This is a genomic window from Floccifex porci (assembly GCF_009696175.1).
GTDB lineage: Bacteria > Bacillota_I > Bacilli_A > Erysipelotrichales > Erysipelotrichaceae > Floccifex > Floccifex porci.
Genome location: NZ_VUMM01000032.1, coordinates 1 through 14,305, shown reverse-complemented (window position 1 = coordinate 14,305; position 14,305 = coordinate 1). Strand labels below are relative to the sequence as shown.

The window sequence follows — 14,305 nt, the reverse complement described above, 5'->3', positions numbered from 1 at the left end:
ATTCAGGTACAGGTGTAGTAATGCCTTTCTTATAATTCTTTACACATTCAAGTTTAAACTGCCATGTATACTTCATATAAAAACCCTCCTTACTGGCTTATTGTCCAGTTTGGAGGGTACATATCATATAGGAGATTTTTATAAATATTTCAAATTATTTTCAAAATTATGAAAATTCTTTCAAGAAATGAAATCCCAGAATTCAACCTGCTGTGCTTCATTAAAATCCACAAATGAATCTAAGTCCCATACCGATACCGATTTACTTAAATCATCAAAACCAATTCCACTTGTAACAATTTTCCCTTCTTCTACTGTATAAATTGAAGGTGTATAAAGAAAATAAGGACATAAATTTAATAAAGCCTGTCCATCTTCGGTATCCGATGTTAATAGATCCTCTTCCTTTTCTCTTTTAAATCCAAAATCAGTGGAATCAATCGTATATAATATGACTCCATCATGTTCCTGTGAAGTCAGATCAATATAATTTTTTAAAGCCTGACAGAAATCACACTGGTCTCTTATCACCATAAAATTAAAAGATTCTTTATTTTCTATTTTTTCTTTTAATTCATCCATACAAATTTCAATCTGTTGATACGGTTCTTTTTTTGTACAGGAACACATTGAAATCAACATGGTAACGATTAAAAAAAACTTTAATTTTTTCATAGATCCCCCTTAATTGTATCGATTAAATGAATAATGGAATAGGCACAATTTTCCATTTTTTCTTCCGCCTGTTCAATAGCTGCCTGAAATGTCATTGCCCGATCGCTTCCAGAAAAGATACCTGCCATTCCATAATCGTATAATTTCTGGTATCCAATTCCTAAAGCACCGCTTAAACAGATTACTGGTTTTTTACAGGCATTGGCAATCTGTAACACTTCAAAAGGAACTTTTCCATATTCTGTCTGACGGTCGGTCTGTCCTTCTCCAGTAATGACTAGATCACAGTTTTCAATTTCCTCTTTTAAATTTGATTTTTGTGCCACCAGTTGAGCCCCTGAAAAATGTTTAGCTCCAAATACAGCCATCAGGCAGGCTCCAATTCCCCCTGCACAACCTCCAGATTCAAATGAATTCATATCCACATGAAACGTTCGATTGATACAGTCACTGTAATTTTTCATCCAGGAATCCACTTCTTTCATCTGAGAATGATAGAAACCTTTCTGTTTTCCAAAGAAATAAGTGGTTCCATTTTCACCTAATAAATGAATATTCACATCACAAGCCAGAAGAATATCGACTTCTGGTTTTTTAAATTTCTTTTTATTAATATATGTCATCTGTTTTAGACCATAAGGATTGGCTTTTAATACATGCATATGCGCATTATAGAATTCAACTCCAAATTCCTGAAGAATCCCCATTCCTCCATCATTGGTACTGCTTCCACCCAATCCAATGATCAGTTGTTTACAGCCCTGTGCAATCGCATCTTTCATTAAAATACCCACTCCCCGTGAATTGACAACAAATGGATTACGAAGTGCTTTTTCCACCATACTTAAACCAATACAGCTGGCTACATCCATGATGGCAACCTGATCCTGAGTTATATAATAACTGGCCTGAACTTTTTTTCCATACGCATCCAGTGTTAAAACCGTTCGCTTTTGTGCCTTAAGGCATTCTCCTAACACATGGGCAGTTCCTTCTCCTCCATCTGCCATAGGAATACAGATAACTGTATGTTTGTCATTTGATTTTAGAATTCCTCTTTTAATGGCTTCATTAGCCTCTTTACTTGTCATACATCCTTTAAAAGAATCACAGGCTACTACAATTTTCATATTTATATTTTAACACAATGTTCTTAAAGCGTCTTTATTTAACATGTATGAATTCATTGTGATAATATTCACATAATTCTGTTTTTTTTTAATACATAATGATAATATATATAAGTATTAGAAAAAGAGGAATTCATAAATGAAAAAACATATATGTATAGGTGTTAGTGGAGGAATTGCAGCTTATAAAGCCTGTGATCTGGTTAGTCAGCTGTCTAAAAAAGATTATGAAATCAAAGTTCTGATGACAAAAAATGCCACAAAATTTGTAGCTCCCTTAACATTTGAAGCCTTATCAAAAAATCCATGTTACAGTGATTTATTTGATCCGGATATTGAAGATCCGATTGAACATATAGAACTTGCCAAATGGGCCGATTGTTTTGTGATCGTTCCAGCCAGTGCCAATGTGATTGCCAAAGTGGTAAATGGCATTGCGGATGATTTTCTTACGACAACATTTTTAGCCTGTCATTCAAAAAAGATGATCTGTCCAGCTATGAATGTTCATATGTATCAAAATGAAGTTACACAACAGAATCTGAAAAAAGCGAAAGAATTGGGTTATAAGATTGTTGAACCCGAAACAGGTTTATTAGCCTGTAAGGATGTTGGAAAGGGAAAACTGGCTTCCGTTGATACAATTTTAAAGGAAATTGATGCCTTATTCGAAACAAATCAGCCATTAAAAGGAAAGAATGTATTAATCACAGCTGGTCCTACACAGGAAGCCATTGACCCGGTTCGTTTTATATCCAACCATTCCAGTGGCAAACAAGGCTATGCCATCGCAAAAGTCGCTTATGAAATGGGAGCCAATGTAACCTTGGTCTCTGGCCCAGTTCAATTGGATCCCATTAAAGGAATTCAGACCATTTCAGTAAAATCGGCACTGGAAATGTTTGAAGCCGTCAAAAGTCAATTAGATGATGCCCATTATATCATTATGGCTGCAGCGGTAGCGGATTATCGTCCTGAAAACATTGCCCGCCAGAAAATTAAGAAAAAAGAAGATGTTTCCAATATACATATGGTCAAAAATCCAGATATTCTGGCTTATGCAGGATTGCATAAAAAAGAAAATCAGGTAATCTGTGGTTTTGCGATGGAAACGGAAAACCTGGAAGAAAACGCGAATAAGAAGAGAGTTGAAAAAAATTGTGATATGTTGATCGCAAACAATTTATTTACAGCTGGAGCTGGTTTTAAAACTGATACAAATGTAGTTACTTTATTTAAAGGAGAAGAAAAAATTCATCTTGATAAGATGACAAAAGAACAATTAGGTGTTAAAATTCTTGAAACATTAATGGAAATAGAAGAAGGTAAAACATGTTAGTTGCTATAGATATTGGAAATACAAATATTACAGTAGGAATCTTTAATAAAGATACTTTTGTAGCGAATTATAGAATGACTACAAAGGTAAGAAGGACATCGGATGAATTTGGATTTATGTTAAATACTTTTTTAACAAGATCCAATGTAACCAAAGAAAACATTGAAGCCATTATTGTTTCCAGCGTAGTTCCTAAAGTCATGTATTCATTTGTGAATGGAATTCGTAAATTTTATGGAATTGAACCCATAATTGTCGGACCTGGAATCAAAACGGGAATCAGTATTCAACTGGAAAATCCAAAAAGCGTTGGAGCTGACCGTATTGCGGATGCAGCAGGCGCTTACTATACGTATGGAGGTCCTGTTCTGATCGTTGATTTTGGTACGGCAACTACTTATGATTATGTCGATGAAAATGGCTGTTTTAAAGCAGGTGCCATTTCAGTGGGAATCGAAACAGGTGCCAATGCCCTATGGGGACAGACAGCTCAGCTTCCTGAAATTGAAATCAAACAGCCAAAAACCATTCTGGCAAAAACCACAAAAACCGAAATGCAGGCTGGTATTTTCTATCAGTATTTAGGTGGTGTTGAATATACGATCCGTCAATTCAAAAAGGAATGCAAAACTGATTTTAAAGTCGTTGCGACTGGAGGATTGGGAACGATTGTATTTAAACATACAAATTTAATTGATTATTACGATCGTGAATTGATTTTTAAAGGTTTAAAAGCGATTTATGAAAAGAACAAGGAATGATTGATCATTCCTTGTTTGTTTTAATACCAAATTCTGAGGGAAGAAATCTTGGACAGACACTTTCTGAAGTCGCAATGACCGAAGAAGCCAATCGAGTACCAATCATACAAGCCTCTTTTAATGTTTTTCCATATGTCAATCCAGTCGCCACGCCGGCAAAGAACGCATCTCCTGCACCAGTCGTATCTTTTACTTCAACTTTTATTGCTGGACAAATTCCACTTTGTCCATCTAAAGAAGCATAGACAGCCCCTTTATCTCCCATTGTCACAACCATTGATGGAATATTGGCTCCCTGAATATTCTGTACTAATGTTTTCAACATTTCTTCTTCATTTAATGTATCATAATCATCCGAAAAGAAAATTCCTGCTTCCTGCTGGTTACATACAAAACAGGCCGTATCCTGTATCATCTGTCTTCTTTCCACCGCAATGGACATATTGGATACAAAAGCATAGACATCTTTATGATATTTCTGTGCTGCTTTAAACACTTTTTTCACAATGTCTTTTTCCATATCCAGTTCAATGATGATACTATCCGCATCTTTAAAAATAGCCTCTTCATTTTCATCCAGTATCTGGCCAATAGGATCCAGACAAGGACGTTTTGAAATGGAACCAATGACATCTCCATCGTTATCAAAAATTGCCAGCCATGTTCCCATACCATCTTTTACAGACCAGATATAATCGGTATTTACTTTATGATTTTTTAATTTCTGGATAACTTCCCATCCCATACCCGTATCGTCCACCAAAGAAACAAAAGTGGGTCTTAACTCCAGATTGGCAATGTCTTCTGCTACATTGCGAGAAACTCCTCCATGAACCTGAATCACTCTTCCGGCATTTCTTCCTTTCGGGATATACGTATTAAATGGATATCCTTTAATATCCACAAATACAGAACCTATCACAACAATTCCCATATATTCTCCTTTTAAAAAGAGGCAGTCTTTCGACTGCCTGATTTATTATTTAATAGATCCCTGATAATCAACTGTTGTATTTGAGCTTACTGAAGGTTCTTTTTCTGTATCATTAGAGATTTTGATATCTTTGTTATAAATCTTCTTAGTCAATTCTTTGTAGTCATCTTCGCTGAATGAATCAGACCATTGAGTTGAATCAGATAATCCAACATAGTTTTCACTTGGATCTTCACTGATCAATCCTAAGTTATCTACTTTACCAGCATAATCAGAGAAGTTTCCATCTACAACAGCCTGTAATAAAGTTGTAACTGTATTTGCCAGACCTTTCATAGCGGAAGTAATTGTCATACCTTCTGCATAAGTTCCATCGATAATAGGAGCCTGGTCAGAATCAACACCAATTAATTTTCCACCAACTTTGTTTGCAGCTTCTGCAGCAGAAGTATAGATACCACCACCACAAGCAAAGACTACCTGAGTACCTTGAGAGTACCAAGTATCCATCTTAGCTGTAATATCTGCATCTCCATAGAACTGTCCACCATAAACGTATTTAATATTGATATTTACGTTCATTTCTTTAGCAGCAGCATCTGCACCCTGAACATATCCATATCCATAACGAATAACAGCTGGAACAGCCATACCACCTAAGAATCCTAATTCAGTATATCCCATTTTAACAGCAGCATAACCAGCCATGAATCCTGGAATTTCTTCCTGGTAAACAGTTGAATAAAGAGCATCCATATTTGCTTCCTGAGAAGCTTCACTTAAATCAAATTCACTTAAATCCAATGCGATAAATTTAACATCTGGATATGTATTTGTACCATAAGCAGCTGCTTCAGCAAATAAGAATCCTGGCATTAAGATAACGTTATATCCATCATCAACAGCTTTGTCAACCATATCAATACGAGCAGCGTCATCATCTGATGAAGGTTTGTAGTAGTTAAAGTCAATATCATGTTCTTCACAGAATGCTTTACCTGCTTCATAAGTTGTCTGGTTGAATGATTGGTCAGTAATGTCTCCTGAGTCAGTAATCATAGCTACACGGATTTCAGATGTATCATCTTTTTTATCTCCTGAACCGCAGGCAGCTAACCCAAAAAACATACTGAAAGCAACAAATAACTTAAGAATTTTTTTCATAATTGTCTCCTCCGTATGTATTCTTATAGAATAATTTTATCACTAAAAATAGACCAGTTCAATATTGTAAAGGCTTACATTTTTATGTAAAATATCTTCTCGTTTCTTACAAAAAATAATCCTTTTAAACCATTATCTAACTATATATAGATTATCTAAAGCTCTAGTGAATGCAACATACTGCTCATTAAATTCCATCCCATTTGTAAGTACAGCAACCGCATCAAACTCCATACCTTTAACCAAATTAATAGGCAGAATAGAAATTCCTTCATTTACAACAGTATTCATCTCGATGTTCATTTCTTCTGAAAAATCCGAAAGAATTTTATTTTGTTTCTCTGTTAAAGTCTTATAAATAATAACAGATCTATATTTTTTATGGCTATTCTGTATAGATTTTAAGGAATTAAGCACTCCTTTAAGATTTTCTTCTTTTACCTCTTTTCCCTTAATACCGATAGGAATCATCTCAGAACCAAAATTATCATTACAGAATTCTGTAATTTGTTCTGTATTTCTGTAATTCTGATTTAATACATAAACATTTGCGATATTTAATGGTTCTAATAAACTCCAATCCATCAGTGTTTCATATTCAAATACAATCTGATTTATGTCTCCATAGAGATTAAAAGAAGCTTTTGTATTCATAGATTTAAACAAGCTGTACTCAGAAAAAGAATAATCTTGAGCTTCATCAATGCAGATTAATATATCACGTGTATCTACATATTTATAATAAAGCAAGTTCAAAAGTAATCTAAAAAACAAATTATGTCGATACACCTTTTTATTTTCTTTAAACTTATATTCTGCATATATTTTAGATAACGTATTTTTATATACATCTCTATAAATTTCATTAAAACTCATCTTTGATAATACTTTTTGAATCTCTTTTAAGTTTTCATAATTATTCATATCAAAAGAACTAAGGTCTATTTGTTTTTTATGATTTAAAATTGCTTCTTTTTTCTTATTTATTTCTCTTGTTTCTTTAACATAGTCCAGCATTTCTCCATAAAATGGTTCATCTTTCAATCCATTTAAAGAACAAAATTCCATAAATAATCCAATTTGTACTTTATTTTTTAATTGACCAATAATAAATTCATTTCGATTTAGTATGTACTTTTTATCACTGATTGATTTTTTAATGTTTTTTATCTTTATTTCAATTCTATCCACTTTTTCATCAATTTCTTTATAAATACCTGCATTTTTTTCCTGTCTATATTGATTTTGATAATCTTGTAAAGCAACAGTTGCGATTGCGATTATTGATTCTTCGACTACATTCATTTGTTTTTTGATATTATTTCTTCTCATGAAATTATATTGTGGAATCGATTTATATTCATTGAACAAATGCAAATACAGATTATATTCATCAATACATTGATTTAGTATATAGGATGTTAATTCATTTTTTTCTTTCAACAAATAATCCATGCTTAAAACTTTAGAGTAATTAATATCCAATACTTTTTCATTTTCCTTACGTTTTTTCTCCGCTTTTAAATCCTTAACGATAATCTCTAATTCATCTTTTTCTTTGTTAAATATTTCTATTTCCTTGTTATATTCCTTTTTCTTTAATGTATACGCATTTATTAAAAAAGGAATCTGATCTTCCATATAAACATCAATCTCTTTTAACTTTGTATTCAGACTGTTTATTTCTTTTTCACTGTCTGCCGCTTTTATAATATTATCAATCGATTTTTTTAATCCTTGATATATACCATACAAGCTTTCATTATTTAATACTAATGTCGAAAAATGAACGGATTCTAAAATCTGTCTGATTTTATTTTCATTTAATAGTGATATACAGTTTTTTTGAATTTCCTTAAAAACTTCTTCAACCTCTAACTTAAATTTTTGTGAATATATTTCATAAAGCATATCATGAGGCAAAAACATTTCACTTTCAATTTCCACATTCAATTTTCCATTTGGAAAAAGTTCAAGAAGATATTTATAATAATCTTCTATGGTGTATCTTTGAATCAGTTCCAATCCTAATTCTTTACTAAGATTGTCAATTTGTGAGTCAAAATATTTATTTGGTGTTACTACTTTTATTTGTTCCGGTTTAACATAGTCATTAAATAAAAGAAAGGATAATCTATGAAGCAATATCATTGTCTTTCCTGAGCCAGCACATCCTTGTACCACAAAGCTTTCTGACAATGGTTTTCTCATAATTTCATTTTGGTTATACTGAATTGTTTTAATAATATTTGTTACTGCATTGCTTCTTCGTTTATCTTTCAATACATCAATCAAAAATGAATCCACAACACCATTTTCAAAAATATCTTCAAATTGATTGAATGTCGTTTTACAAGAGATTAATGTTGAATTTTTTATCGTTATTTCTCTTCTTAATAACAGATTATAATATGTATCACATACAATAAAATTGGTTTCTTCATTTTTACTAGAAGAATAGAATATATTTCCTAATTCCGTTCTCCAATCTATTATTCTTTGTTTAAAATCCAACATTAATCCTTTTTCGCCGATATAATATTCTTTTGCTTCTTCATCACTTTCTAAATCAATTCTTCCAAAATAGGGACATTTTTTAATGATACAGTATTCTTCTAATGTATCTCTATTTCTATTAAACCTGTCTTTATTGATAAACCATCGATCTCGATCATCATAGCCATAAACTGGTTCTTTTAATTCTTTGCTCAATTGATTTACTTTTGTTTGAATTTTATTTATTTCATAATTCAAGTCTGCAAGCAAACTATTTAAATTTTGTTTCTCTTCTTCAAAATCCAGTTCCATCTAAATCATTCATCCCCTTCATAAACATTCGTATCCAATGTATCAATATTCAATATTGTCTGCCCACAATTCACATTGGGTCATTACCGTATTCATGGCATCCTCCATACCTTCAGGCGGATATTTATATTTTTTCAAAAGTCTCTTTATTATCATACGCATGCGAGCTCTAGCAGAATTTTTCTTCTGCCAGTCCACAGTCTTGCTGTTTCTTAATGTTTCTGTTAACTCTTTTGTGAGTGAAATCAGTTCGGAATTACTGTAAAAATCTTTTATCGCATCCGGTTTTGTTAGAACATCATAAAAAGCCAATTCTTCTTCCGTTAATCCAAGTGATTCACCATCTTCTTTGGCCTGTTTAATTTGTTTAGCCATTTCCAGTAATCTCTCAATTACTTCTCCATTAGTTAACATTCCATTCAAATAGGAATTGATTGTTTTTTGTATAATTTCTGAAAATTTTTCAGATTTTACTACATTTGTCCGTCGGTATATTTTCAACTGATCTGCTATTAAATTTTTTAATAGTTCTATAGCAAGATTCTTTTCTTTCATTTTAGAAATTTCTTCTAAAAATTTAGGATCAAACAAAGAAAATTCTTCATGAATGTCTGAAAACAAATTAATAACCCCATCACTTTTAATGCTCTGTTTCAACAATTCATTAATTCTTTTGTTCATTTCAGGTAAAGAAATCAAATGCCTTCCACCCTTTTCCTCCAGTCGCATTACCAAAACACGAACAGATTCAAAGAATGCAGCCTCTAATCTCAATTCTGGTTCAACTAAAGAAGAGCATAAACTTAAAGCCTGTTTTAATGCATATGCTTCTTTGATAAATACTTCTTTTTCTTTTTTCTTTTCTGGAGCCACAACGAAGTTAACTCCTCCACTAATTGTTTTTGCTCGTTCCAGATCTGTTCCATTTTCAAACAAGTAATAATCATATCCATGGAATAAATCACGACAAATATCCAGCTTCTCCAGAAATTTTGGATACGCAATTTTACCTATATCTGGATCTCCATATTTATTTTTATCACGTACAGTATAGTCATTCATAGCTTGTTTCAGTGCTTTAGCTATACCTACATAATCAACAACCAATCCACCCTCTTTATCTTTATAAACTCTGTTTACACGGGCTATTGCCTGCATTAAATTATGTCCACTCATCGGTTTATATACATACATAGTTGCCAAAGAAGGAACATCAAAACCAGTAAGCCACATATCTACAACAATAGCAATTTTTAAAGGATCCTCATTATCTTTAAATTTAATTGCTAATTCTTCCTTATGTGCTTTGTTGCCAATAATTTCATGCCATTCTTCAGGATCTTTATTACTAGAGGTCATTACTACCGCTATTTTCTCTGTCCAATCAGGTCTTAATTCCAATATCTTTTTGTAAATTTTTAAAGCAATTGGACGAGAATAAGCAACAATCATGGCTTTTCCAGTTAATAAATTTTCTCTATTGTTTTCATAATGATATAAAATGTCATTTACTAAAGAATTAATAGTTTCATCTGCACCCAACACTGCTTCCATACGAGCCAGTTGTCTTTTACTCTTTTCAATCACAGCCGGATTAGCATCTTCGCTCATTAATTCATATTCTTCATCAATTAAACGAATTGTTTCTTCATCCAATTTCAATTTAACAACACGACTCTCATAATAAACAGGACGAGTTGCACCATCTTCTACTGCTTGGGTCATATCATAAATATCTATATAATTCCCAAATACCTCACGTGTAGATTTATCTTTATTTGAGATTGGTGTTCCAGTAAATCCTATATAAGATGCATTCGGTAAGCTATTTCGAATAATACGTGCCGTTCCAACAACAATTTTTGCTTCTTGTTCCCCTGATTTATTTTTAATAAATTTTACTTTTTCATCTAATCCATACTGACTCCGGTGTGCTTCATCAGCCATAACTATAATATTTCTTCGATCTGAAAGAACATCGAAAGACTCTTCGAATTTCTGCATTGTTGTAAAAATGATTCCATTTGCCTTTCGACCACTTAACCAATTTTTTAAATGTTCCCTGCTCTGTGCCTGTATTGGTTTTTGACGTAAAAAATCTGCACATTTTGCGAATTGAGAATATAATTGATCATCCAGATCATTTCGATCTGTAATAACCACAATTGTAGGTGAATTCAACGCCTGCTGTAACAAATGAGCATAGAAAACCATAGAGAGAGATTTTCCAGAGCCTTGTGTATGCCAAAAAACGCCTGCTTTTCCATCTGTCTGTGTTGCACGAACAGTAGAATTAACTGCCTTATTAACCGCAAAATACTGATGATATCCAGCTAAAATCTTTATATTTTTCTTTCCATCCGTAGAAAAACAAATAAAATTTTTAATTATATTTAAAAACCGTTCTTTTTTAAAAATACCTTCAAAAAAAGTATCAAAAGACGCATATTGTGTATTCTCATAACTTCCATCTACCGTCTTCCATTCCATAAAACGATCTTCTCCTGAAGTAATTGTCCCGGCTTTCGTTATCAATTGATCACTTAAGACACAAATCGCATTATATATAAACATAGAAGGTATTTCCTGCATATAATTCCTAATTTGTAGATAAGCCTCAGAAGCATCCGTTTCATCTCTGGAAGGAGATTTTAATTCTATTAGAACAATAGGAATTCCATTAAAAAAAATAAGTACATCTGGTCTTTTATTGCTCTTTTCTATAAATGTCCATTGATTTGCCACAATAAAAGAATTGTTGTTTACATTATCATAATCTGCTATATAGACAATAGATGACTTTTCTTGACCATTTTCATGATATTTTACTGGTATTCCATTTTGTAAGTAATCCATAAATACTTTATTTTTAGAAACCAGATCACCCATTTCAAAATTTGTTAATTTATATATCGCATTTTTAATCGCGTCTTCATGTAATTTGGGATTTAATTTATACAGTGCCTCTTCTAATTTAGGCATATATAAAGGATTTTTTAAATCTCTTTCAACATTTGGACCATACAAATATTCATAATTCATATTTCTAAATAAGTCTAAAACTGCATTTTCATAATCTGCCTCTGTAAAAATGAATGACATAGTATAACCCTCCCGTCTAACATAAATAACTATTTTAAAATATTCTTTCTATGGTATTCCAAGAATTCATTCATTTCATTGTCTGGTCTTATTCTTAATTTCATTTTTTCATTCAATCCAAAACAACGAATAGAATTCTCATCTAAACATTTCGAAAATATAATTTTCCCTTTCTCATCAAATGAAATATATCCTTTATCAAACAATGTATCTAAATTAGGAACCAGCAATAAACCATTTTTAGGGTTCAACCATTCATTATTTTCATAGCAATCTTTCCATGGTTTTATATGCGATGCAATCAATAATTCAGTACAATTGCATCCTGTAACCGAACAACAACCATTCCATCTTGCAATAACACGATTTCGATATCCTCTTTGATTTATCCTTGTCTTTAATAATTTTATCTTTTCCTTTTCTAAACTTTTTTCTTTGTCAAAAGTTTGAGATTCCTGATTGAACAATCGATTTGAATACCAGACAAAAGAATGAGCATCTATTAAATTAATTTGTTCAACATAATCACTATAGATCTTTGCGACTTCATCTATAGCTCTATTAAATTTTAAATATTGATCAAATGTCATTCTTCCTTTTAACATTTCTGAATCAATATCGAGAAATTCTAATCTATCAATAAATATAGATTTCTTACATGGAACATATCTATTTGGTTCTTTAACAAACATTAAATAAGAAAGAACATCTGTTTTATAACCAAAAAAATCAGCTAAATCTTCATATGATTTTCGATCCTTATTTGTTTTATATAAATTATAAAATAATTTAGCTGCATGTTCTGGTCTATCTTCAATACCATTTTTGAATTGAATCTTTTGTTGATAATGCACGATATTATTATCCTTATGCATCATTATCTTTAAAACACATTCATTGATAAAAGAATAATTCGATAAATCCCATTTATCTATACAAAGAATATTCTTTGCATCTGCAACAATTCTTTTCTTATAACCCTCTTCTTTTTCCAAAAAGCCATTATTAAAAGATACTTTTAATCCATTCTGTTTTTTAGTTATATTTTCAACAAATAGATCAATAACAGTTTTTAAATAATCTGAATCTTTAACATATTTAAACATAACAACTCCACCAAACTTATAACATTTAAATAAATAGGATCTATCTATATAATCAAACAAATAATCAAACAAAGTTAAACTAAATAATAATTTAGCGGCTTAAAGAACAATGTTGGAAACATCAAGTTCACCAGACATTAGTTTAGGTAAAAGAGTATCTCTAAGTTGTGCCAATTGCTGATTTTCAAGCTGATTACTTATAATAGCTTCAAACATCGGAAGTGTTATCTCAGAAAAAGCCATATTTACTTTTTCAGATGGCAAAACTGTTTGCGAAACCTTAATTTCGGTAGAAGACAGATTAACTTGAACACCACTATTGGCTCTACTGCGAAGGTTAGTAAGAAAATTAGTGCTATTTGTGAGTAAATAGATAAATGGGTATGTAATTCCTTTATATCCATTTGCTCTTATGTGCCCAACTCGTTGGTTGACAATATACTCATTATCAAATGGCATAATGGCTGTGTTTCCCAATATTGCAACATTGTCCTTCATATCGGTCATCGCCATAAGAATGTCGCCTTTTTTTAGGACGAATCTTTCCAATTTTGAAGCAAGTCTCTTAGGATACCAGCTTTTTGTTCCATCGGGAATAAACCCACCACCGCGTGAAATATGTCCTTGTTTAAAAACTTGGTAACAATCAGAAGATGGTTCGTTAAGAAGTTCTTTGCTTTTAAAAGCATAGCCATTTTGGAAGTCAACAATCTTTTCAAGAGGGACAACTTCCCAATCAGAGGGTATAGATCCGTTAAAAGGTTCAAAATCAACAAACCACGACTTAAATAACAGTTGAGCCTGTTGTTCTAAATTATTGTTTATCTCTTGATTCAGTTCTATTTTCTTATCAATAGCATCTAAGATAGATGATATTCTTCTTTGTTCCTCAATTGTTTCAGGAACTTTAACAATTACATTTTTCATAGTGGTACCAGATACTTCTTTGAAAGTTGTACCACTACCTAATCCTTCAATTTTATCTTTATTAAATTTTAATAGATAGTACACAAATAATGGATTTATATTATCATTAGGCACCACTGATTTAAATCCTTGATTTGTACATAAATCATTATCAGCAATTGCAACATAACCGATCGGGGCTCTTGATGAGAATAAAATACTATTTTTTGGCATAATTTGTGTAGAACAACTCTGATACAACCCTAGTCAAGTAGACATGGGAAATATTTAAAAATCTCATCGATCAACAACCCATTCCACTTTGGTTTGGGTTGTTTTTTATTTCTTCTATAATCATTTCTTTTTGATGTTTCTTCTTT

At 31.8% G+C, this 14,305-nt stretch carries 10 protein-coding genes; 2 read left to right on the top strand and 8 right to left on the bottom strand.

What is annotated here, in order from left to right:
• Positions 1-180: 180 nt before the first annotated feature.
• Complete coding sequence (locus FYJ50_RS10160) at positions 181-675, bottom strand: hypothetical protein (RefSeq protein ID WP_154461596.1); 495 nt, start codon at positions 673-675, stop codon at positions 181-183.
• Entirely contained in the window at positions 672-1,805 is a 1,134-nt protein-coding gene (locus tag FYJ50_RS10155) for a glycerate kinase family protein (RefSeq protein ID WP_154461594.1), read from the bottom strand. The genes FYJ50_RS10160 and FYJ50_RS10155 overlap by 4 nt, the downstream gene beginning before the upstream one ends.
• A gap of 139 nt (positions 1,806-1,944) precedes the next feature.
• Here FYJ50_RS10155 and coaBC point away from each other — a divergent pair, with 139 nt between their 5' ends.
• Complete coding sequence (gene coaBC / locus FYJ50_RS10150; RefSeq protein ID WP_154461592.1) at positions 1,945-3,144, top strand: bifunctional phosphopantothenoylcysteine decarboxylase/phosphopantothenate--cysteine ligase CoaBC; 1,200 nt, start codon at positions 1,945-1,947, stop codon at positions 3,142-3,144.
• Positions 3,138-3,905: a type III pantothenate kinase gene (locus tag FYJ50_RS10145; RefSeq protein ID WP_154461590.1), complete on the top strand. Its 768-nt coding sequence runs from the start codon at positions 3,138-3,140 to the stop codon at positions 3,903-3,905. The genes coaBC and FYJ50_RS10145 overlap by 7 nt, the downstream gene beginning before the upstream one ends.
• A 4-nt stretch (positions 3,906-3,909) precedes the next feature.
• Here FYJ50_RS10145 and FYJ50_RS10140 read toward each other — a convergent pair whose 3' ends face one another.
• The 6 genes from FYJ50_RS10140 to FYJ50_RS10115 all read right to left on the bottom strand — a co-directional run bounded on the left by FYJ50_RS10140 (position 3,910) and on the right by FYJ50_RS10115 (position 14,186).
• Complete coding sequence (locus FYJ50_RS10140; RefSeq protein ID WP_154461588.1) at positions 3,910-4,839, bottom strand: carbohydrate kinase family protein; 930 nt, start codon at positions 4,837-4,839, stop codon at positions 3,910-3,912.
• Positions 4,840-4,884: 45 nt separating this feature from the next.
• Positions 4,885-6,003, bottom strand: a complete 1,119-nt coding sequence (locus tag FYJ50_RS10135; RefSeq protein ID WP_154461586.1) for a BMP family lipoprotein — start codon at positions 6,001-6,003, stop codon at positions 4,885-4,887.
• A 132-nt stretch (positions 6,004-6,135) separates the two neighbouring features.
• Entirely contained in the window at positions 6,136-8,811 is a 2,676-nt protein-coding gene (locus FYJ50_RS10130; RefSeq protein WP_154461584.1) for a helicase domain-containing protein, read from the bottom strand.
• Positions 8,812-8,853: 42 nt separating this feature from the next.
• A complete protein-coding gene (locus tag FYJ50_RS10125; protein ID WP_154461582.1) occupies positions 8,854-11,913 on the bottom strand; it encodes a type I restriction endonuclease subunit R in 3,060 nt (1,019 codons plus the stop codon).
• A gap of 29 nt (positions 11,914-11,942) precedes the next feature.
• The gene (locus tag FYJ50_RS10120) at positions 11,943-13,019 is read right to left on the bottom strand and encodes an HNH endonuclease (RefSeq protein ID WP_154461580.1); all 1,077 of its coding nucleotides are present in this window, start codon (positions 13,017-13,019) and stop codon (positions 11,943-11,945) included.
• 99 nt (positions 13,020-13,118) lie between these two features.
• Positions 13,119-14,186 carry a restriction endonuclease subunit S gene (locus FYJ50_RS10115; protein ID WP_268891894.1) on the bottom strand — a complete coding sequence of 356 codons (1,068 nt, stop codon included), beginning with the start codon at positions 14,184-14,186 and terminating at the stop codon, positions 13,119-13,121.
• Positions 14,187-14,305 lie beyond the last annotated feature (119 nt).